General features: G+C 65.4%; 31 protein-coding genes and 1 tRNA gene. 19 read left to right on the top strand and 13 right to left on the bottom strand.

Annotated elements, in window-relative coordinates:
- Position 1 precedes the first annotated feature (1 nt).
- The 14 genes from LKE06_RS26750 to LKE06_RS26680 all read left to right on the top strand — a co-directional run bounded on the left by LKE06_RS26750 (position 2) and on the right by LKE06_RS26680 (position 7596).
- On the top strand, positions 2-478 hold the full coding sequence (locus LKE06_RS26750) for a phage gene 29 protein family protein (protein WP_228002133.1): 477 nt from the start codon (positions 2-4) through the stop codon (positions 476-478).
- Positions 475-1257 carry an N-acetylmuramoyl-L-alanine amidase gene (locus LKE06_RS26745; protein ID WP_228002132.1) on the top strand — a complete coding sequence of 261 codons (783 nt, stop codon included), beginning with the start codon at positions 475-477 and terminating at the stop codon, positions 1255-1257. The genes LKE06_RS26750 and LKE06_RS26745 overlap by 4 nt, the downstream gene beginning before the upstream one ends.
- Positions 1254-1514 (top strand): hypothetical protein, encoded by a 261-nt coding sequence (locus LKE06_RS26740; RefSeq protein ID WP_228002131.1) that lies wholly within the window; start codon positions 1254-1256, stop codon positions 1512-1514. The genes LKE06_RS26745 and LKE06_RS26740 overlap by 4 nt, the downstream gene beginning before the upstream one ends.
- Before the next feature lie 62 nt (positions 1515-1576).
- A complete protein-coding gene (locus tag LKE06_RS26735; RefSeq protein ID WP_228002130.1) occupies positions 1577-1804 on the top strand; it encodes a hypothetical protein in 228 nt (75 codons plus the stop codon).
- On the top strand, positions 1797-2252 hold the full coding sequence (locus LKE06_RS26730; RefSeq protein WP_228002129.1) for a hypothetical protein: 456 nt from the start codon (positions 1797-1799) through the stop codon (positions 2250-2252). Before LKE06_RS26735 ends, LKE06_RS26730 begins: the two co-directional genes overlap by 8 nt.
- Positions 2253-2325: 73 nt before the next feature.
- Complete coding sequence (locus tag LKE06_RS32835) at positions 2326-3396, top strand: hypothetical protein (RefSeq protein ID WP_305082817.1); 1071 nt, start codon at positions 2326-2328, stop codon at positions 3394-3396.
- Complete coding sequence (locus tag LKE06_RS26715; RefSeq protein WP_228002193.1) at positions 3396-3992, top strand: glycine-rich domain-containing protein; 597 nt, start codon at positions 3396-3398, stop codon at positions 3990-3992. Before LKE06_RS32835 ends, LKE06_RS26715 begins: the two co-directional genes overlap by 1 nt.
- 9 nt (positions 3993-4001) lie before the next feature.
- Positions 4002-4325 (top strand): hypothetical protein, encoded by a 324-nt coding sequence (locus LKE06_RS26710; protein WP_228002127.1) that lies wholly within the window; start codon positions 4002-4004, stop codon positions 4323-4325.
- A complete protein-coding gene (locus LKE06_RS26705) occupies positions 4322-4630 on the top strand; it encodes a phage fiber-tail adaptor protein (protein ID WP_228002126.1) in 309 nt (102 codons plus the stop codon). Before LKE06_RS26710 ends, LKE06_RS26705 begins: the two co-directional genes overlap by 4 nt.
- Before the next feature lie 100 nt (positions 4631-4730).
- On the top strand, positions 4731-5117 hold the full coding sequence (locus LKE06_RS26700; RefSeq protein ID WP_228002125.1) for a phage tail fiber protein: 387 nt from the start codon (positions 4731-4733) through the stop codon (positions 5115-5117).
- A 12-nt stretch (positions 5118-5129) separates the two neighbouring features.
- Complete coding sequence (locus LKE06_RS26695) at positions 5130-5339, top strand: hypothetical protein (protein WP_228002124.1); 210 nt, start codon at positions 5130-5132, stop codon at positions 5337-5339.
- Position 5340: 1 nt separating this feature from the next.
- On the top strand, positions 5341-5991 hold the full coding sequence (locus LKE06_RS26690; RefSeq protein ID WP_228002123.1) for a hypothetical protein: 651 nt from the start codon (positions 5341-5343) through the stop codon (positions 5989-5991).
- 16 nt (positions 5992-6007) lie between these two features.
- Complete coding sequence (locus tag LKE06_RS26685; RefSeq protein WP_228002122.1) at positions 6008-6502, top strand: hypothetical protein; 495 nt, start codon at positions 6008-6010, stop codon at positions 6500-6502.
- A gap of 26 nt (positions 6503-6528) precedes the next feature.
- On the top strand, positions 6529-7596 hold the full coding sequence (locus tag LKE06_RS26680) for a hypothetical protein (protein ID WP_228002121.1): 1068 nt from the start codon (positions 6529-6531) through the stop codon (positions 7594-7596).
- 487 nt (positions 7597-8083) lie between these two features.
- On the opposite strand, the gene LKE06_RS26675 is transcribed toward LKE06_RS26680, so the two are convergent.
- Genes LKE06_RS26675 through LKE06_RS26665 form a run of 3 tightly spaced genes read right to left on the bottom strand, consistent with a single transcriptional unit; the run spans position 8084 to position 8852 of the window.
- On the bottom strand, positions 8084-8380 hold the full coding sequence (locus LKE06_RS26675; RefSeq protein WP_228002120.1) for a hypothetical protein: 297 nt from the start codon (positions 8378-8380) through the stop codon (positions 8084-8086).
- Positions 8377-8574 carry a hypothetical protein gene (locus tag LKE06_RS26670; protein WP_228002119.1) on the bottom strand — a complete coding sequence of 66 codons (198 nt, stop codon included), beginning with the start codon at positions 8572-8574 and terminating at the stop codon, positions 8377-8379. Before LKE06_RS26670 ends, LKE06_RS26675 begins: the two co-directional genes overlap by 4 nt.
- On the bottom strand, positions 8574-8852 hold the full coding sequence (locus LKE06_RS26665) for a hypothetical protein (RefSeq protein ID WP_228002118.1): 279 nt from the start codon (positions 8850-8852) through the stop codon (positions 8574-8576). Before LKE06_RS26665 ends, LKE06_RS26670 begins: the two co-directional genes overlap by 1 nt.
- Positions 8853-9221: 369 nt before the next feature.
- Here LKE06_RS26665 and LKE06_RS26660 point away from each other — a divergent pair, with 369 nt between their 5' ends.
- Both LKE06_RS26660 and LKE06_RS26655 read left to right on the top strand, forming a co-directional pair.
- Positions 9222-10595 (top strand): helix-turn-helix domain-containing protein, encoded by a 1374-nt coding sequence (locus LKE06_RS26660; protein ID WP_228002117.1) that lies wholly within the window; start codon positions 9222-9224, stop codon positions 10593-10595.
- A gap of 9 nt (positions 10596-10604) precedes the next feature.
- On the top strand, positions 10605-11075 hold the full coding sequence (locus LKE06_RS26655; RefSeq protein ID WP_228002116.1) for a hypothetical protein: 471 nt from the start codon (positions 10605-10607) through the stop codon (positions 11073-11075).
- Between the two features lie 292 nt (positions 11076-11367).
- Here the strand turns inward: LKE06_RS26655 and LKE06_RS26650 are convergent, their stop codons facing one another.
- The 7 genes from LKE06_RS26650 to LKE06_RS26620 all read right to left on the bottom strand — a co-directional run bounded on the left by LKE06_RS26650 (position 11368) and on the right by LKE06_RS26620 (position 14867).
- Positions 11368-11781: a PIN-like domain-containing protein gene (locus tag LKE06_RS26650; RefSeq protein ID WP_228002115.1), complete on the bottom strand. Its 414-nt coding sequence runs from the start codon at positions 11779-11781 to the stop codon at positions 11368-11370.
- Complete coding sequence (locus LKE06_RS26645) at positions 11778-12173, bottom strand: DUF433 domain-containing protein (protein WP_228002114.1); 396 nt, start codon at positions 12171-12173, stop codon at positions 11778-11780. The genes LKE06_RS26650 and LKE06_RS26645 overlap by 4 nt, the downstream gene beginning before the upstream one ends.
- A gap of 505 nt (positions 12174-12678) precedes the next feature.
- Positions 12679-13302: a DUF8020 domain-containing protein gene (locus LKE06_RS26640; RefSeq protein ID WP_228002113.1), complete on the bottom strand. Its 624-nt coding sequence runs from the start codon at positions 13300-13302 to the stop codon at positions 12679-12681.
- 61 nt (positions 13303-13363) lie between these two features.
- A complete protein-coding gene (locus tag LKE06_RS26635) occupies positions 13364-13978 on the bottom strand; it encodes a DUF4352 domain-containing protein (RefSeq protein ID WP_228002112.1) in 615 nt (204 codons plus the stop codon).
- An 85-nt stretch (positions 13979-14063) separates the two neighbouring features.
- On the bottom strand, positions 14064-14231 hold the full coding sequence (locus LKE06_RS26630) for a hypothetical protein (protein WP_228002111.1): 168 nt from the start codon (positions 14229-14231) through the stop codon (positions 14064-14066).
- The gene (locus tag LKE06_RS26625) at positions 14228-14656 is read right to left on the bottom strand and encodes a hypothetical protein (protein WP_228002110.1); all 429 of its coding nucleotides are present in this window, start codon (positions 14654-14656) and stop codon (positions 14228-14230) included. The genes LKE06_RS26630 and LKE06_RS26625 overlap by 4 nt, the downstream gene beginning before the upstream one ends.
- Positions 14657-14793: 137 nt before the next feature.
- Positions 14794-14867 (bottom strand) — tRNA-Gly (locus tag LKE06_RS26620).
- A gap of 450 nt (positions 14868-15317) precedes the next feature.
- Between LKE06_RS26620 and LKE06_RS26615 the strand changes: the two genes are divergently transcribed.
- Positions 15318-16262, top strand: a complete 945-nt coding sequence (locus LKE06_RS26615; protein WP_227999202.1) for a GGDEF domain-containing protein — start codon at positions 15318-15320, stop codon at positions 16260-16262.
- A 221-nt stretch (positions 16263-16483) separates the two neighbouring features.
- Here the strand turns inward: LKE06_RS26615 and LKE06_RS26610 are convergent, their stop codons facing one another.
- Entirely contained in the window at positions 16484-17305 is an 822-nt protein-coding gene (locus LKE06_RS26610) for an Fpg/Nei family DNA glycosylase (protein WP_227999201.1), read from the bottom strand.
- 23 nt (positions 17306-17328) lie between these two features.
- Positions 17329-17802, bottom strand: a complete 474-nt coding sequence (locus LKE06_RS26605; protein WP_227999200.1) for a ribose-5-phosphate isomerase — start codon at positions 17800-17802, stop codon at positions 17329-17331.
- A 71-nt stretch (positions 17803-17873) separates the two neighbouring features.
- On the opposite strand from LKE06_RS26605, the gene LKE06_RS26600 reads away from it, so the two are divergent.
- Positions 17874-19103, top strand: a complete 1230-nt coding sequence (locus tag LKE06_RS26600; protein ID WP_308188359.1) for a M48 family metallopeptidase — start codon at positions 17874-17876, stop codon at positions 19101-19103.
- Positions 19104-19175: 72 nt separating this feature from the next.
- Here the strand turns inward: LKE06_RS26600 and LKE06_RS26595 are convergent, their stop codons facing one another.
- Entirely contained in the window at positions 19176-19814 is a 639-nt protein-coding gene (locus LKE06_RS26595) for a mycothiol-dependent nitroreductase Rv2466c family protein (RefSeq protein WP_308188358.1), read from the bottom strand.
- Between the two features lie 170 nt (positions 19815-19984).
- Here LKE06_RS26595 and LKE06_RS26590 point away from each other — a divergent pair.
- A partial coding sequence (locus tag LKE06_RS26590) for an FAD-dependent oxidoreductase (protein WP_228002109.1) occupies positions 19985-20193 on the top strand: 209 nt, incomplete at its 3' end.

Genomic DNA, 20193 nt, shown 5'->3' with positions numbered 1-20193 from the left:
CATGTCAGAGGATCTGTTCGGCCCCAACGCAACTCAGGTCGACATGCTCATGCAGTTGCTCGATGCCTTCCCTGGGCAGCGCGACGGGATCTCCGTCCCCATCCACCCGAAGGCCCGCAGGCCGTGGGCGGAAGCCCTCGTTAAGCGTGGGGTGCGTGTGCATCCCGAACTCATGGAGTCCTTCCCGATTCCCGGTGATCACCCCGAGGCGGGATGGATGAACCCCAGCAAGTGGGTGCCGAAAGCGGAGTACGAGAAGCACGCCACCACCCGACCGTCCTCCGAGCAGTCGGCGCAGCAGATGAAATCCCTTCTCGGGGCGATCGACCCGGCGGCACTCAAACGCATCGAAGGCATGTCCGACGCCGAGCGCCACGAGGAGGCAGCCCGCCAAGCGCCGATGGTCCCGGACATGCTCGCGCGCCTCAATGAGCTGCGCGCCCAACTCGACAAGCAGCAGAAGGAGACAGGCGAGTGAAACCCCAGTACACCGAGATAGAGCGGATGGGCTCGTCGTCGCAGGGCCGCAATGGCAGGCGCGTCACGAACTTCCTGCTGCACACGCAGGAGGGCGACGGCACCGCCGAGAGCCTGGCGGGCTACCTCAACAACCCGAACAACGGCGCGAGCTACCACTACACCGTCCGCAACGGGATAGTCGTCGACGTCGTCGACACCGACCTCGCGAGTTGGTCGGTGGGCGACGCGAATTCGTACACGATCAATCTCTGCTTCGCCGGAAGCCGCGCCTCGTGGAGTCGCGCCGAATGGCTGAACATCCGCGACGACATCCGCATCGCCGCATGGCTGGCCGTGCAGGACGCCGCGAAATATGGGTTCTCGACCGAGGTCATCGCCCCGCCGTACGGCCGGGCACGACCTGGTATCAGCGACCACCGGTACATCACCGATGTCATCGGCTGGGGGTCACATACCGATGTCGGCAGCGGTTTCCCGTGGGACGTATTCGCTGCTGACGTCGCGGAATTCACAGGATCACCATCGATTGGAGCAGACATGCAGCTGTCCGACACCATCACCGACGCCTACGGCAACAAGGTCAGCGTCGGCGACATCCTCAAATGGGTGGCCTACCACACCGACATCACCGCCGATCAGCTCGGCGGCAGGGATACGCGACGCGACATCCCCGCCAAGTTCAACGGCTGGCCGCAGCTCGGTGACCGCACCGTCGTCAACGCGCTCGCCGCGATCGGCGAGAAGCTCGGCATCGACGGCTTCGGGGGTGCGAAGTGAACTCGCTGAACCCGTTGAAGTATCACCCCGCGCAACTGGCGAAGTCCATTGCCGCCCTGCTGACTTCGGTGGTCGCGTTCCTCGGGCTGCTCGCCGCGTCCCTGTCGGATGGCGGGCTGGCAACCGCCGGTGGATGGGTGGCCGGCGTGGCGGTGGTCCTGACCCCGATCGCTGTGTTCGCAACCAAGATGGCGCCGCTGCTCGGCATGTTCGCCGGGGCGGACGAACTGGGCGCCGAGCCCCGTGCCGGGGAGTGAGGTCCTGTTCTCTGCCGGATCTCCGGCTGGCAGTCGGGGTGTGGTGGATGAGGAGGGTGTAAATGGCCAGCCAAGACTACGGAGTGTCGACGACGACACTGACCGTGCTGGTGTACGTCGTAACGGTCTGTTGGGCGGGAAACATCTTCGCGCCGCTGGTCATCGATTCATATACCGGAAATACCGGCGTGAACGGAATCATGGGCGCGATTATCGGCCTACTCGGAGCCGCGAGATTCCAGGCGTCACGAAATCGAGACCGGGAAACCCAAGGTGATTCTGATGAGTGACATCGTCCTGCAGTTGGTCTTCGGTGCCGCGTGCATCGCGCTGGGATTCTGCGCTGGACTGTCGTTGAGTTGGCGTGAATATCGGCGCGGCAAGAAGGCGATCACCCTTCCCGCGATGCCGCGCACCGATCGGCAGCAAGCGTACTGGCTTCTCCTGGTGGCCTTGCTCGCCGTAGTAAGCACGGCTTTCGCCGCGATGCAGTCGGCGAAGCAGGAGGCGTGCAACACCGAATTCCGGACGACCCTGATCACTCGGTCGGCGATCACCGCAGAGAATCAGACGCATCTTGACGACATGATTGCCGCAATCGCCGACGCGTCGGCGAACCCGCAACCGGACAGCCGGGAGCGGATGGAGCAGGCGATCATCGACTACCAGAATTGGGTGGTCGAGGCGCAGAGGCAGCGTGCCGAGAACCCGCTGACAGACCCGAAGTGCGGCGGCTGACATGACTTTTCCCGGCGGCTCCCCGACCACTCCCGGCGATTGGGGTGCGTCGGCCGGCGGCTCAATCCCTGGGATGGCCAACCGTACTCAGGGCAACATCACCGACGTCCTATCCAAGGACGTCGCCGACACCGGGCACTGGCCCAACCTCGGCGACCTGCTGGTTGGGTTCGTCCTGTCGTTTATCGCCGGTGCGCTCAACGCCATCCTCGGCGGGTTTGCCACAGTCCTCGACGCGATCTTCGGGACCGTCAACAACGAGTACGTCTCCCAGATTCCGATCATCACCGACCACACCCACACGTTGGATCAGCTGGTCGAGCAGTTCGACCAGCTGATCCTCCAGGGCAATGCAACGGTTTTCACGTCGAACAACACCTACACCCCATCCGCAGGGATTCTGTCTATCGACATCATCATCATCGGTGCCGGCGGCGGCGGTTCCTCCGGGTCTTACGACGCCCTCTTGAGCGGCGCACGCAGCGGAGGCGGTGGCGGAGGTGGCGGGGAAACTCACACGTCGATCCCCGCGAGTCTGCTGCCAGTCGATGGGGCCGGCAACTTCAAGCCCATTCGGATCTTGATCGGGACTGGCGGTGCGGGCGCCGCGTCCGACGCCAAGGTTGGATCCGGCGGCGGCCACTCGACCTTCGGGCCCGAGGTAGGCGGCAGTGGCGGGGCGTGGCTGCTCGGCGGCGGCGGCAATGGCGGCGGCTGGGGCACGCCCGGCCCGGTTGCTGTCGGTGGCGTCGGCATGATCCCGGGCGGCAACGGCGGTGTCGGTGGCTACTCGGCCGCCCCGCCCACCCCTCCGACATCGTCGGTGTCAGCCTATGACCTGCACGGAGGTGGGGGCGGAGGCGGATCGGGTGGGTCCGCGAACGGCACGGGCTATGGCGGCGGGGCGGGTGGTATCTCCCCGGGCGGCGCGACCGGAAGCCCAGGCTCCGCGGGTACCGCGCCCGCGTCGATCATCGCCACCGGTGGCGGCGGTGGCGGCGGAGGTATCACCGGAACTACAGGTGGCGGCAACGGGGCGTTCCCCGGTGGGGGTGGCGGCGGCTCTGCATGTGGCGTCGGCGGCGCCACATTCGGCGGCATCGGCGGCCACGGTATCTGTTTCGTCATCGAGCGGTCCTCGTAGTGCATGTCAACGCGATCGTCTACACCTCCAGCGCCGTCTGGACCCAGCCCGCCGGTCTGTACGCCATCGACATCTACCTGCGCGGCGCGGGCGGTGGCGGCAACTCCACAGCTGGTGGCGGCGGGGGAGCGGCCGTGGCGAATCCGAAGCGCATTCCCGCGACCAGCCTGACTGCCACCGTCGCTGTCACCGTCGGTGCAGGCGGAACCAGCGACGGCGGCGACGGCGGCGACTCATCTTTCGGGTCCTACTACACCGCACCCGGCGGGAAAGGCGCTACCAACGGCAGCGCCGGGGGTTTGTCGTTCATGCGCGGCGGCACCGGTGGATCGACAACCGGGATCGTGGGCGAGTCCGTGAGCTCCGGCCCTGTGCGCCTACTCGCTGGCGGCGGAGGAGGGGGAGGCGCGGGCGCGTCAGGCGGCAGGTCTGGCCTCGTCGCCGCAGGCAAATCGAACCCGCCCCTGTGGGAGGCGTGCCAATCCGGGGGCGGCGGAAACGGCGGCAGTGCAGGCGGATTCCCCGCTGGCGGGGGCGGAGCAAACGCGGTCGGCGCGGCCGGCGCGATCACGATCATCGAATATCTCTTCGACTGAGGAGTCCAATTGGCTACAGCCACAGTTCAGGTCGCCGACGTCGGCGGCTACTCCGGCCCTGCCCGGTGTTTCAAGGTCGACCCACCCTACGAGGGCCATGACTACGTCACTGTGTGGGTACAGCGCAGTTTCGGCCCCCATCAGATGGCGGAAGCGGGAGTCGTCCCGGCAACCGAAACCGGTGCCTGCGCAGAGCGGTCACTGAAACGACGCCCCGGATCGTTCACGCTGCACGAGGACCCCGACACCCCCGAGCGGGTCGACGGCGCGTACTGGTTGGCGTTGCTGATGCTCGGCGGATACACCGTGCAACCCACGGATTCGGTCGAATGATGCTGTACCCCAAGAAGTTCAAGGATCCGCAAGCGGCCTTGGATTACAAATTCAGTTGGGGTGAGGTGCATCGGGGGGACCCGCCGTGGTTGCAGCCCGGCGAGACGATCCAAACCGAGACGATCACCGTCAGCCCCTCCGGTCTCACAGTCGAATCCACCGACATCACCGACAGCGGGCGGGCCGTCACGGTCTGGCTGTCCGGCGGCACCGTCAACACCTCATACACGGTGCGCTGCCGCATCGTCACCAACTCCTCACGGACCGATGTCCGTTCGATGACCATCTCCATACAGAACAGGTAGGCCGATGACCGCCGCATTCAATATCGCGATCACCGCCGAGGCGGAAGTAACGCACGCCGAGGACTCCACAGACACCAACACCACACAGGAGGACTGACCCATGAGCTTGGGACTACACACCACCAACTTTGCGAACAAGGTCCTCGACCATCTGCGCGGGGGTCCAGCCTGGTCGCAGCCGTCAGGACTGTATGTCAAGGTGCACACCGGCGACCCCGGCGCGGGCACTGCGAACGCATCCGCAGTGACCACCCGCTCGCAAGCGACGTTCGCGGCAGCAGCATCTGGCGCGATCGCGCTCACCGGCACCAACCCATCCTGGCCGATGACCGCGACCGAAACCATTTCGCATGTCAGCGTGTGGGATTCCTCGACGTCGGGGAATTTCCTTTGGTCAGCGGCACTTTCGGCGCCGAAGGCGGTAGTCAACGGCGACACGCTGACCCTGACAAGCTTGGGGTTTTCCCTCGCTCCGCTCGCCGCGTAAGCGGGTGTGGCTGTGACCGCACCGGATCCCTGCGCAGTACAGGCGAGGCTGCTACAGGCCGCCGCGATGCTCGAGCGACGCCAGTATGTCACCGCAGAGATCGAACGCCTGCACGCTGAGGCCGCCGCGCTTGACAACACGATGTCGAGCGCGTGGCCGACACTGATCACCGAAGTCGCCTCCGACATGCAAACCCTCGCGGAACAGGCCGGCGGTGGCTGACATGCTGCAATGGGCTCGCAGCGCCGACAATTTCGCCGCCCCGCTCAGCGGTCAGTGGGTACGCCGTAACGGACTGACCAACCCGTTGACGTCGGGCGGGATGGTCACCACGAACACCAGTAGCGGCCTCTACCCGGCCGAGTTCATTGCACGCCGAACCAGTACCGCTGACCAATATGTGGCCGTGACATTGGCCCAGCTGCATCCCGGCACCTCCGGCGGGTCAGCATCCTGCTTGTTCCTGCGCAGCCCCAACAACGCGGCATCAGGAACGGTCCCGGTCGCGTTTATCAAGAACGCGCAGATCGGGATCTTCACGATGACGTCTTGGGCGGCGGGTGGTCTCGCCCCTCGAGCCCCGTATGCGGATGTCAACGGCGGCGCCAACATCCCCCTCGGGAGCCGCATCGAGTTTTACGTCATCAACAACGTCTACTACGTCGCCTGCAACGGCGTGGTGGTCATCAACCCGTGGGTCGACAGCGCCAACATCGCATCCCAAACGGGCCGGTACGGCGGGCTGATCATGCAATACGCCAGCGACGGATCCGCTTCCGGCGCAATGGGATTCGATGATTTCGTTTTCGGTGACTACCGGCCTGTCGAGGTCCCTACCCCCATGCAGTCGATGAACCGGTCTGCGTCGTTCTAGAGGAAGGCGAAACACTATGGCACGTCGCAGGTTTATCGTATGGAACGGCGCGACCGCGGCACTCACCGGCGCGCTCGCACCTGTCGCTACGGGCACGACAATCAAGACAATGCTCCAGCTCAAGCCCACCACGAACATCGCGGTCTTGGAGTGGGGTTACAGCACTGATGCGCTACCGGTCGCGAAGATCGCATCCGAGTTGATAACCACAGGTACTGTCGCGGCGACAGTCACCGCTTTTGCGGCCGGTGACGTCGTCAAGTACGACGACGCCGGGTCGGCAGCGTCGGCGCTGTCGCTGGGTACCAGCGCATCTGGCTTCTCAGCCACAGCTGAGGGATCGATTACGGCATCCCGACTGTTGGCGTATCGCTCGGAGTGGGGGCAGTCCTTCAGCCAGCAATTCCCGCTCGACCGCGAGCCCGGCGTCCAAGCCAATGACATCCTGCGCATCCGGATGACCACATCGGCCACGATCAACGCCCTCGCCTACATCGTTTTCGAGGAGTGACCGACCCCGGCGAGAGGTGGTGACGTATGTCCCGCATCGGTAGGGGTCGCCCCGCCAGCAACTACAGCTCGACTATCGGCCCGTTGGGTCGCGCGCCGATCCTGGCCGATGTCGCTTTATCCGCGACGGCCACCCTCACGGCTGTCGGACAGCGCACCGCGAACGTCGCCGCCACGGTGGCCGCGACGGCCGCAATGACAGCAGTCGCGCAACGCATCACGTCGAGCGATGCCACAACAACAACAGCGGCGGCCACCCTCACCGCCAGCGCCGCACTCTCCACCGCCATCAGCGCGGCAACCGCCGTCACGGCGGGACTCACCGGCACCGCAGCGTGGTCCGGATCGGTAGGGGCCGCACCGACTGTCGTCACCGCGACCACGGTGACAACTGGTCTCGCAGGGCAAGCCGTTGACGGCGCCACGACCGCGACTGCGCAACGCACCGCGACCGCGCAACGCAGCGCGAACGTCACCACCGCCCTGACTGCCACCGCGGCACCGACAGCGGCAGTATCTCGAGTCACCTACGCGGACACGGCCACACCGGTCACCGCCACAACACCAGCCGCGGCACTGCGCACCACACCCGCTACGGGCAGCACCATGGCCACAGCAACATTGACGGCCATCGCCCTATCCACCCGGCCCGCGCAAGCCGCAGGGACCGTCGCTACAGCTGCGCTCACCGCTGGCATGGGCACATTCGCGGCAGCGGCGACCGCCGCAACCGCGACGCGCACCGCGACCGCAGTGCGTACAGCGGCGGGCGTGAAAACCGTCAACGGTGCGCTCGCTGTCGCAGCCACGGTTACCGCTGGCGCTACACGCACCACACGCACCGACGCATCCGCTACCGCGACAGCCAGTCTCACAGCCGACATGGTGGGCGTGCTGCATCAAGGCACGCAATCCACGATCGTGACAGCAACCCTGATTGCGCGCGCTCAGATCCTCGGCGCCCCAGACCCGATCACGCCGGCCGAACGCACCCTGTACATCACTGCGGAGGACCGCACGGTGATTATCGGCGCCGAGGACCGCACCCAGATCACGACCGCGGAACAGCGACGAGTTGCCGCGGCGTTGCTTTAGCTCAGCGCGGGATGTAGATCAGCTGGTATTGGCCACTCGCCCCACCGACTGGGCTGCACTCTGCGGTGACGCCTGGCCGCCGAAGCCGGTTCGCTTCCCTGTTGCAGGATTCGAAGTCGGGGTACAGGCGGCTTTGCGGCCTACCGGGCGACGGCGTATTGGGATTCGAGCTACCGAATGCGCCACCGAAACCTTGCAGGATCCCTAGTACTGCCCCTTCGGGGCTGTTCGGGTCAACCGCACTTGCTGTTGGAGCGAACACAGCAAGCGCCGCAGCGATAGCAATCGTGGCGGCGGTGAACTTTCTGAGCATTGATTCCCCTGGTGAGGTAGATGCGCGCGGTCCCGGACGGGCAACTCCCCCCGACGAGAGCTGTCGCGCGTGCAATATCGTGCACCCTCAATTCGCGACACGCCAGAGCATGAACGAAAAATCGCCCCGCTGGATCCCGAAATGGGTTCCAGCGGGGCGATTTCGTCGTCTACGTCAGTCGTCCGCGCGGTCTTCTCGCGGGTCTTCGTTCCAGTTATCGCCAGCGCTTCCGTCAGGGCCTGGCCCCAATACATCAACCATCGGTGTCACCTCCTCTGTGTTGTTGTCTCGCTCGGTCACCCGCACCACCTTCAGGCGGCGCGGACGTTGTGCCCCAGTCAGCCGCAGCACTGCTGCTTCCGCAGCGGGTCCTGCCAGCTCGACCGGGATAGACCGTCCGTCCTCGTAGAGGACCGACCACGACCCGTCAGCGTCCTGGACGTATCCGCCGTACTCGGGGTCGTCGGTCATCGGGTGCGGCCGGTATCCCGCACCAGACGATGCTCCGATTCCAAATGCTTGAAAGCGGCTGTCTTGGCGCGGCATTCGCCGACCAGGCAATCCAGGTGCACCTGCATCGTGTGATGCGCATTGGCGACACTGACCGTTGGCCACGTGGTGTTGCTGCAATCGAGCTTCGCCAGTAACGCATCTATCGGAGTCATTACCGGACCTCGCTCAGACACTCGCGGTAGCCGGGCAGATACTCGCGGTAGCCGGGAGCGCGGAGCGCGAGTCGACCACGAGCGGTGATCCGCCAGTGGAACGGCGGACGCTGCGATCGTGACGTGAGGCCGATCACCGCGAGCGAGGCAACCACATCCCGTACCGATCGCGGCGACCGATCCAGTCGTGTCGCCAGCTCTCGAACCGTCAGTGCCTGTGTGGGTTCCAGACCCGACAGTGCGCCGAGCATGATGGCCTGCGATTGGCTAAGCGGCATCACAAGCCCCTTGGTGATTCCCAGAGCCGGAGGAGTCAAGCTCACCCCGGCTCTGGGAAGACTCGGGCCAATTACGCAGCGCGTCAGCGACGCGTTCCATGATCGGGAGCGACGCCGTGAAACGCCCTACGGGCGACGGGCCGCTGAACGGCATTCGTTGCGGCAATGGTGTTGCGGGCATTGGCTGTTACCCCTGCGTGTGGTCCGTGTGTGTGGTTGGAGGCCACCCGGCGTTTGGGTCGGGGACCAGACTCCGGGTGGCTCAACAACCATCGCGTCACGACCTGCCCCGCAGACAGGCGAAAGCGGTACACCGTGGGATACCGTGGGATACCGTCCGGCTATCGGATCTCCCATCAGAGGAAACGAATGGGTACGCAGGTCAAGTGGACCGGTGCAGACGCCACGGAACTCCGTAAAGCGCTGGGGATCTCGCAAAGGAAATTCGCTGAGGTCACTGGCATCAAGCAGCCCACGATCAAGAAGTGGGTGCAGCGGGGAGCCTTGCTGACTCTGTCCGAGGAATTCGCTCAGATCATGGACATCGTCCTGACTCGAGCCACGCCGCAAGAGGTGGCGCGGTTCGAGGTGGCAACAGGTCGGGCATCCGGTCCCACGACAGCCGTGGTGGCGTGGTCTGCGGACGATTCCGCAGATTGTGTCGACGCTGCCGCGGAATTGACCCGGAAGGATCTGATGGTGGACCGCCGCCAAGCTAGCCAGGCGTTGATAGGCGTCGCGCTCGGAGCTGGCCTATTGGAGAACGTCGAGCGCTGGCTGTTCTTTGAAGACCAGTCGTCGACCCCCGGCCAGCCAGCGGGGCTGGGGTTGCACGATGTCGAGCAACTGGAAAACGTGGCGCGCGCCTTCCGTGACTGGGATGACCGGCTCGGTGGTGGACTGCGACGCAAAGCAGTCGTCGGCCAACTGGCCGAAGTGAACGACATCTTGCGTGACCGCCAGCCGATCAGGGTTGAGCAGCGGCTGTGGCTGGTGATGGCGCAGCTGGCGGAAACCGCGGCAACGATGAGCTGGGACTCGGGGCAGCAGTCGATGGCGCAGCAGTACTACGCCCTCTCGGCACGGGCAGCGAGCCGGGGTGAAGATCCCGCGTTCTGCGCGTACTCCATCGCGGGTATGGCGCGGCAGTTGCTGAGCCTTGACGGGTCCGCCGCAGCGGGGGATGCACTGGAGTTGATTCGTATCGCCCATGATCGTGGACGGGGTGCGTTGACGCCGACGGTGGAGGCGATGCTGTATACGCGGGAGGCGTGGGCGTACGGGCAGCTGGGACGTCCCTCCGCGTTCCGCCGAGCCTGCGACAAGGCAAGGGAGCGGTTCTCCGACAGCGACCCCGCAGCGGACCCGTTCTGGGTGCACTACTTCGATGCGGCAGAGTTGGCGGGGACCATCGGCGGTCGACTGCTGGAGATGGCGCGCCATACTCCGATGTTCGCAGCGGAGGCGGCCGAGCACATAAGTGCGGCAATCGAGTTGCGTCGGCCGGACCGGTTCCGGAGCGGAGCGCTGGACCGTCTCGGGTTGGCTGAGGCGCGCATCATCGAGGGCGAAGTCGATGAGGCTTGCCGGGTGGGTCATGATGCGTTGGCTATGGTCGAGCAGACCCAATCTGATCGGGTGCGGGTCAAGGCCTCGAAGGTCTTCAAACGCACAGGGCGGGTGAAGGATGTTGCTGCGGTCGCTGAGCTGCGTGACCGACTGCGCCCGCTGGTGAGCACATAGGAGTGGTTGATGCGGGTCGCCGTTACCGGGCATATGAATATCACGGCGGAGACCGAGGGGCTCGTCTACAGCGAGATCGCCAAGCGACTGGCGGGGCAGCCGGACTTGGTTGGCGTGAGTTGTATTGCGCGCGGCGCGGATTCGGTCTTTGCGCGGGTTGTTCTCGATCTTGGTGGACGACTGGAAGTGATCTTGCCGACGTCGAACTATCGAGAGCAGAAGGTTAAGCCGGATCATCGTGAGTTGTTCGATGAGCTCATCGCTAGGGCTGCGGTGGTGAGGGCGATGGGGTTCTCTGAGGCTGGTCGCGAAGCGTACGAGGCGGCGAACGCAGCGTTGCTCGATTCGTCCGATCGTCTGGTGGCGGTCTGGGATGGACAGATTAGCGAGCGCGGCGGAACGGGGACGGTTGTTGAACTTGCGCGCTCCCAAGGGATTGCCGTCGATGTCGTGTGGCCGACAGGCGCAGCGCGCGACTAGCCGACGACATGAACAACACAAACCCGCCCGGACTCGATGAGTCCGGGCGGGTTTGGGCGCAGCCCCCGACTGCTGCGCCAGTCAGGGGGGTCAGCGTTGCGCGTACTGCGTGGTACCCGCCGGGGCGGAGCCACGACTATGCGACCTCGGTCGGGTGTTACACACGCACTGATCGTTGAGGGGTGGCGTGTACACCACCCCATCGCACACGTTGCAGGTGTGGAGTCGATGCCCCGTCCGGCCGTCGACCGGCCCTGGACTCCATAGGAAGCCCGTGCCCGTTGGTTGAGAGTCAGAGCGGGCGGATCGCTACTCTCTGCCCGGGGCTCCGCTCGACAGCCTTGACATGGAAGGCTGTCGGTTCCGGGCGGCGTTCGAGGTGTTTGAGGATATGCGGGAACGCGCTCAGATAACCGGCGGTCAGTGACGTGATGATGTTGATTCCTTCGGTATTCGGGTCCCGGTGTCCGATCCAATGCAACCCGCTCTCTCGAAGTGCGGCTTTCTCATCGGCCCTGGACAGCTGGTTCTTATCGCGCGTGACAATCGCATCGAACGTGCGCGATCTCAGCTCGTAGAACAGTGGAATGTCGAGGGCGTCCTGGAGCTTTTCCTCGGCCGCCGTCCGGAATTCGTGCTCATGGAACACCAATTTCAGCACCGGCAAAATCGCGTCTGTCTCATTGTTATCCAGGAAGAATCTCACGCGGACTTTACCTGCTCGTCGAAGCTGATTGCATCGAGAGCTGCGTCAGTGGACACGTCCGGGTAGAACCGGTTCACGTCTTGCGCGCTTATCCCGTGCTCTCCGCGCTGCAAGCCAGCCACGGTGTCATAAGGGACACGAGTGCCGCTGACCGTCGGCCAGCCACCCATCCGACCCTCGCGAACCTCAAGCCTCTGCCGCGGATGCAGGAAGTCGACAACCGGATCGTCGTTGAAGTTGCGGAATGGCGCGAAGACCTCGTCCAGCTCCGCGATCACCCTCTGGCCGGGTCTTCTCACGAGGTCCATTGCCTGGCCTTCCTCATCCACGAGGTATACCGAGTCACCGTCCGATACGAGTCGATACCGCGAGGGGTGATCAGTGAGATCCATACCCGCCAACGAATGGAATGCCTTCCGTATTCGCTGGAGAGAAACCTGGGTCCGCAGGTAGACCATCGTGCGCAGCGCAAGCACGTCGCGGAATGAGTAGAGAACCCGAGGGGCCTGACTTACCTCTGGGTTGAGTAGCGCGCCTGGTGATCGCCGCCATCGTGACAGCTGGCCGGGGGTAGCCCCCGTCAAGGCGCATGTCAGATCGACCGGGAATGCCATGTTTCACCCCCTTCCCTTGGAAATTGGCCGATCGTCATAGCCTCATTATTGGCGATAGAGGACACCTTGGGAACTACCCCCTGAATGAAAAGTCAAGGCCACCGGAACGTACCGGTGTTCCGGTGGCTACGCATGGTGATTCGGAGAATCTAGGCCGCTCGTTACGACCCATGCCGTGTCTGGACCGCCAACACCTCCCGGGGGATGCACGGCAAACCGCCCCAGACTCCAATGTCGCGGATTCCGGGGCGGTGCCATCTCCTCTTGAGGTTGGGGTTTCGGGTTACCAGCAGAAGCGGTATTCGCCGCTGCCATCGCACTCCTGCTGGTAGTCCCACTGATCCGGGGTCTGCGAGTTCGGGATGCTGGCCCCAGCTGCCCCGCCGACGGCCATGCCACCAAGCAGGCCGACGATGAGCCCGATGGGCAGGGTGATGGGCACGAGGATTCCTCCGGCGAGGATGCCGATCACCATGCCCACGAACGCCCCGGCGAGCGCGCCGGTGAGGCCGCCGATGCCGATGCCGGCCTCGATGCTGCGCTGCCACGGGGAGGTGAGTCGCCACGACCCGATCTCCTCGGCGTGTGCGTCTGCGATGAGCTTCGCGCCTTCGACGTGCGGAGTGAGCGCGAGGTCGTAGTTCTCGACCGCCACGCGCATCGGGAGATGGGCGACGATCCGGCCGCCCTGGTCGAGCACGTCCACGCCGTCCTCGGCGGTCCGGAATGTGCCCCCGGTAAGGGTGGTGATGACCTTCGCGCCGTCGCGGGCGACGGTGTAGCCGACACCGGCGGTGTTGCCCTGCACTGTCTCCGGGACTGTCGGGGTAGGGGCGGCGCCCGCGGTGCCAGACATGATGCCGGTGGCGGCGATGGCGAGCAGGGCGGTAGCGATGGTGGTGCGCATGATGATTCGGTTCCTTGCTGATAGATGGGGTTGTCGGTGAATGAATTGACAGGGAGTGTCGCTAGCGCAGAGCGACTTTCGCGCCGCCGGAAAACATGGAGTCGTGCAGCTCGAGCGATGCGGGAACCGCGCCGGCGGGCACGTCGAACACGAGGATCGCGTCAATCTGGTTGCCTGGGTTGATGTCCGTGGACAGGTGCGGGTTGACGTTCATCTCGGCCCCGCTGTCGTTGCCGAACTCGCGGCCCTGCTCGTCGGTGAGTTTCTGGCTGCCGCCGTAGAAGCTGCGTGCTTCGGTGCCGATGTTGGTCACGGTGACGTGAATCTGGACGTACTCGCCCTGCGCGGTCTGCTGCATGTACTGATTGGTTCCGACAGTCGGAACGGGCGCGTCGATCGAGGTGACGATGAACGCGAACTTGCCGTCGCGCACCTCGGTGCCCGCAGGGGCGATGGCGTTGCGGGAGTTGGGCGTCGGTGCCGCCGCTCCGGATGCCACGACTGTCGGCTCGTCCCCGCTGTTCGCGACGAGGGCGACGCATCCACCGCCGAGGCCACACACGGCGACGGGGATGAGCAGGGCGAGCAACCATGCCTTGCTCTTCTTGCGTGGCGGCTGCGGGTAGGGCTGGCCGTAGGGCTGCTGTGGCTGCTGTGGGTACTGCGGTCCGGTCACGGACATACTCCTGTTGTGTGTGTTGGATAGACGGGGGTGACTCGAACTCCGGGCGTCCCCCTGCGCCCGGCGAGAAACTGCGGGGTTACAGGACGTCGACGCCGAGGAGGGTGACCGGTAGCCTGGGCTGCCACGCCTCCCCGTCGCCGTAGATCCACGCACCGACCGAGGATTTCGCGGCCAGCCGACCGTGATCGGAGATGATCGCGCCGACGGGTAGGGCGTCGAGCGCTTCGGGGCTGTCGATGGTCATGCGGGTCCGTAGACGGAGACGGGCCAGCCCTCGATCTCACCGCGCCACACGCGACCGCTGCGGTATGGGGCCATCTCGGGCAGGCGTAGGCGGGTCGCTGCCGCTAGTGCGGCGTCCTCGTCGTCGGCGAAGACGCAGAAGGTACCCCCACAGACCCATTGAAGGTCGGGCACGACACCTCGGAGGGTTTCCAGGAAGGCTCTGGCGTCGGCACTGTGGAACCGGAGCTCTCTACCGAGTTCCTCGATCCGAACCTTCAGTGCGTTCAGCTCGGCTAGACGATCGCCCTCAGACGCCCCGTACTCGGCAGCGAGCGCGAGCGCTTCCTGGATGCGGGCGTAGAGGTAGCCGGCATCCGTAGCGTTGTCGCTATCGACATGCGGTAGATATCCGTGCTGCTGGTAGTCGTGCTCCCACCGCAGCAACTCCCCCGCATCTCTCGAACCGTAAGGGCTCGGCAGCGGTGCGAGAGAGGGTGTGTTGGCTACACATTTGGCTACACTAGCCGTTTGAGCTGATTGGCCGGATGTTGCTCCGGCGCTGGTCAGTGACTGTTTTTCGGTGGAGCGGGTGACGGGAATCGAACCCGCACCATCAGCTTGGAAGGCTGAGGTTCTACCATTGAACTACACCCGCAGGCAAACGACACCGATGGGATCGCCACGATGTCGCGTGCGCACCGACTGTACCGAACCTCGCTTCGGAAACGCCAATCAGCGGGTAACAACAGTCGATTCCAGCGGGATGCCGCACCCGTTTCCCCCTTCCCGGCGCGCCCTCGGCGTTCCGGTCCGCGACTTCTCAGCGAATGAAAATTGATATGTAACGTCTCGGCCTCCTGAGCGATGTCATACCCGATCGCCATTCGCGAGGGTTCGCGAACACGTTGTAAAACGACGTATTTCGAAGCCGAGTGGCTTGCTAGGATCCTTTTTGCCGGACGGGGGTACCTGGAAAGGGGGCGGTGAGCGTGCACCAAGCTAGGTGGACCCAACCGCGTAGCAGTGGGGACGATCGGGGCCGCACCGGCGCCGGTGCGGGCACACGGCACCGGGGTACCGACCGGACCTGTGCCGGGTGAGTGCGATGTCGACCGAGGTAGTAAGGATGGCCAGGGCGTGGGCGCATGCTGTCTGCGCCGAGCCCGGCTCACACGCCGCACCGAAACAGCTGGAACCGGTACTCGTCGAGATCATCGAACAACTGCTCCATTTGGCCGAGTCCGAGCCCTTCCCGGTGCCCGCCGCACGAAAGCTCGGCGCACGACTGGTGGAAGCGCCATTCGAACGGACCAGGATGCTGGCGCAGGCCACCCGTTGGCTACTCGGTTTTCTCGCGGGCACACCGGGATCGCTGGTCGCCACCCGCTGGCCGTTGGTCGCGAGTCAGGCCATCGACAGCTATGCCCAGGCGTTGCAGGAACGGGCGCTCGCCCAGCAGGAGCAACATATTTCGGCCGCAGTATCGCTGCGCGTCCAGGAGATCGCCGCTTTGCAGCATCGATTGCGGCACGAGGCGACCCACGACGCACTCACCGATCTGGCCAATCGCACCCTGCTCCAGGATCGGGTGAAGCTGATGGCGACCGACCCGGCCCGTGGGGTCGGCCTGCTGCTGATCGACCTCGACCGGTTCAAACAGATCAACGACGGCTTCGGGCACGCGGTCGGCGACGAGGTGCTCGTGGAGCTCGCCCGCAGGCTGCGCGAGATCTGTCCGCCCGACACGGTGATCTGCCGCTACGGCGGCGACGAGTTCGTACTCGCTATCAATCCCGACCAGAACAACCTCGACGATTTGGCACACCAGATCGTCGGCGCGCTGCGCGACCCGGTGTGGTCGACGGCGGGGCCGGTCCCGGTGTCGGCGAGTGTCGGAACCGCCTACTGCGCGCCGGGCACCCCATGCGATTTCACCGACCTGCTACGGCGGGCCGACCGCGCGATGTACGCGGCGAAAACCGCGGGCGGCAAGCGTTTCGCGCCCGCCGAGCCGAAGGAACCGGATATCGAAACCGCGGTGGCGGGCTGAGGGCGACGCGCCACCCCCAGCGTCGCTCTCGGCCGTTAGGTCACCCATCGCTGCTGGTCGTCGGCGGCTTCACGTGTTCGCCGATCGATGCGGGCCCGCACATATCGTCACGTTCGGTAGCGCGGATACGCGGGCGCGCACGTGCGATTCCAGAAACGTGCGACTCGCCGTGACCGAACTGCGGCCCAACGCCGCGCCGGCAAGCCGCTGCCTACCGGAGGTCAGCCAGCTGGAGGCTGACAGCTGGGGCACCAGAACAGGTTTCGCCCCTCGAGGACGGTGTGTGCGACCGTCGTGCCGCAGATCCGGCAGGCCGAACCGGGGCGGCGGTAGACATAGGTGCGTGGCCGGTCCGCCGCATAGGAAGGTTCGCCGTGATCGTCCTCGGGCCGCACCACGACCATCTTGCCGACCCGTACACCGACCCGCATGAGCGCTACGAGGTCGCTCCACATCGCCGCCCACTCGTCGGCGGTCAGCGCGGTTCCGGGCCGCTGTGGCGAAATGCCGTGCCGGAACAGCAGTTCCGCGCGGTAGACATTGCCCACCCCGGCGACCACCCGCTGGTCCATCAGCAGAGCACCGATCGGCCTGCGCGAGCGGTGAATTCGCTGCCAGGCTCGATCGGGATCGGAGCCGCGACGCAACGGATCGGGGCCGAGCCGCTCGGTCAGGGCCGCCACTTCCGGGTCGGTGTACACCTCGCACGCGGTGGGGCCGCGCAGGTCGGTGCCGTAGCCGGGCTCGGCGGCCGAACCGTCCCCGAACAGCCGCATCCGAACCTCACCGACCGGCTCACCCATCGGCATGGGCGCGTCGAAGAACTTTCCGTACAACCCCAGATGAACGTGGACGACCAGCCCCGAATCGTAGTGGTGCAGCAGGTGCTTACCCCACGCCTCGGCCCGCACCAACACCTGCCCGTCGACCCGCGCGGCTCCGGCGGCGAACTTGCCCTGCGGGCTCGACACTCGCACCACACCGCCTGCGAAGCGCCGCTGATGCAGCCGCGCGAGACGGTGCAGCGTATGTCCTTCAGGCACAGCGGATTACGACCCCGATAACGTCAGTTCGCGGGCAAAGCGGGCGCGACGCCGGTCTTCTCGTACTCCGCGAGGATGTCGATGCGGCGCTGATGGCGAGCCTCACCGGACCACGGGGTGGCGAGGAAGGCGTCGACGATGGCGAGCGCTTCCTCGGTGGAGTGCATGCGGCCGCCGATGCCGATCAGCTGGGCGTTGTTGTGTTCGCGGGCCAGCTTCGCGGTCTCCACGCTCCAGGCCAGGGCGCAGCGCGCACCTTCCACCTTGTTCGCGGCGATCTGCTCACCGTTTCCGCTGCCACCGAATACGAGCCCGAGGCTGCCCGGATCGGCGACGGTGCGCCGCGCCGCCTCGATGCAGAACGCGGGATAATCGTCGAGAGCATCGTATTCGAGGGCGCCACAATCGACGGCCTGATGGCCCGCCTGTTCCAGATGAGCCTTGACGAGATTCTTCAGTTCGAAACCAGCATGGTCGGCACCCAGGTATACGCGCATGGCAGCGATTGTGTCAGGCCGTCTCCGGCGCCCTACGACAGGGGACATCGCGACTGAATAGAGTTCGTTCCATGCAGCCGCACGACTCCAAGCCGCACCAGCAGACGGGCCAGCCGCTCGACCCGTACGCCCAGCAGGCCGGCCGGGACCAGACTCAGGACGCGCCCGCGACACCGGACCCCGCTGCGCCGAATCCTGCTGAGTCCTACCCCGCGCCGTCCTACCCCGCGCCGTCCTACCCCGCGCCGTCCTACCCCGCGCCGTCCTACCCCGCGCCGTCCTACCCCGCACCGTCCTACCCCGCACCGCCCTTTCCCGCACCGCCGTATGGCACGGCCCCCTATGGCAATACGCCCTATCGGCCTTCGCCCTACGGCGGCCCACCGGCGCCACCGATGAGCCCGCCGCAGAGCCTGCCGCGCGGACTGTCCCCGTTCGGCATGCCCGCCCGGCACCTTTGGGAGATCCCGCTGCTGATCGTGGTTGTGATGATCACCGTTGTCGGGTTCTTGCTCGCGATCCTGCTCGCGGCGACGGGCACCATCAACGAATACATCCTCGCGCTGCTCGCCGCGCCATTGCTGGTGTGGTTCATTCGCGGACAGACCTTCGCGGGCCTGCGGGTCAATGGCGTCAAGATGTCGCCGACGCAGTTTCCCGAGGGGTATCAGATGGTGGTCGAGGCGGCGGCCAGGTTCGGTATGAAGAAGGTCCCCGACGCGTACGTGCTGCTCGGCAACGGGCAGATCAACGCCTTCGCCTCCGGACACGGATTCCGGCGTTTTGTCGCGGTGTACAGCGACCTGTTCGAAATCGGCGGTGCGGCACGGGAACCAGACGCGCTGGCGTTCATCATCGGTCACGAGGTCGGGCATATCGCCGCCGGGCATGTGTCCTATTGGCGGCAGCTCGGCATGTACCTGGCGCCGTTCATGCCGATCCTGGGCAGTTCACTGATCCGCGCGCAGGAGTACACCGCCGACAACCACGGCTTCTGCTACCGGCATACCGGCGCGCGAGCGGCGATGGGCACCCTGGCCGCGGGCAAGTACATGAACACTCTCGTCGGCTTCGACGAGATGGCCGATCGGGCGGCGGCGGAGAAGGGCTTCTTCGTGTGGGCGGTCAACGCGATGTCCTCGCATCCGGTGCTGACCTGGCGCATGTGGGCACTGCGCGACCGCAGCAGGCACGGGCGCATGTTCCTGCGCCCGATCCGTCCCGCCGGTGCGCCACCGGCGGGCGGCTACCCGACCGGATACGGCGAGGTTCCGGCGTTGCCGCCGAAACCCGTCGCCTGACAATGGCTTTCGCCCCTCCATCGCCCGACTCCGCCGCCGGTGATCGGCGCATCCGGTCGCGACTCGCAACCGCTAGTCGAAGGACGGGTCCTCGGTACGGGTGCGCTTGAGTTCGTAAAAGTGTGGGTAGCCCGCCAGGGTCACCGCGGCGTCCCACAGCTTCCCAGCCTGTTCGCCGCGGGGGATCCGCGAAAGCACCGGGCCGAAGAATGCGGCGCCATTGATGTGAATCGTCGGGGTGCCGACATCGGGGCCGACCATGTCCATGCCTTCATGGTGGCTCTGGCGCAGCGCATCGTCGTAGTCGGTGCTCTCGGCCGCCTCGGCCAGCGTGGCGGGCAGACCGACTTCGGCGAGGGAATCCGCGATCACCGCGGTGAGTTTTTCCGCGCGCGAGTCCTGTACGTACTCGTCGCGCCGGTTGTGGATGCGGGTGCCCATCGCGGTATACAGCGGTGCGAGCACCTTGTCACCGTGCTGCTGCGCGGCGGCGATAGCGACCCGGACCGGCCCCCAACCGGTGGCGAGCAGCTCCTTGTATCCGTCGGGTATGCCGTCGCGACCCTCGTTGAGCACCGCCAGGCTCATCACGTGGAATCGGACCTCGATATCGCGGACCTGCTCGACCTCGATGATCCAGCGCGAGGTTATCCAGCACCAGGGGCACAGCGGGTCGAACCAGAAATCGGCAACATCCTTGTCAGTGCTCACGAGTCGCTTCCTCCTCATAGTCGAACAGCGCCGGTCTCTACGCGTCGCTATTTCGGCCAACCACGCCGGTACGCAATTCGTTCCCGCGCCGTTTTCCGGACAACGCCGCCGCTGGTCACAGTAGGGTTGAGACGCAGGAGTCCGGTTCCCTTTCAGACAAGGAGTCCGCAATGACCTCTGATCGTCACTTCGTCATCGTCGGCGGCGGGCTGGCCGCCGCGAAACTCGCGGAAGCACTGCGGGACAACGATTTCGACGGGTCCGTCACCGTGATCGGTGCCGAAGAACAGCTGCCATACGACCGACCACCACTGTCGAAGGAACATCTGCTGGGTAAGAAGTCGCTCGAGGACTTCACCGTCAATCCTGGCCAGTGGTA

Source organism: Nocardia australiensis, assembly GCF_020733705.1.
In the GTDB taxonomy this organism is placed as follows: Bacteria; Actinomycetota; Actinomycetes; order Mycobacteriales; family Mycobacteriaceae; genus Nocardia; species Nocardia australiensis.
This window is presented reverse-complemented; position numbering and strand designations above follow the sequence as displayed.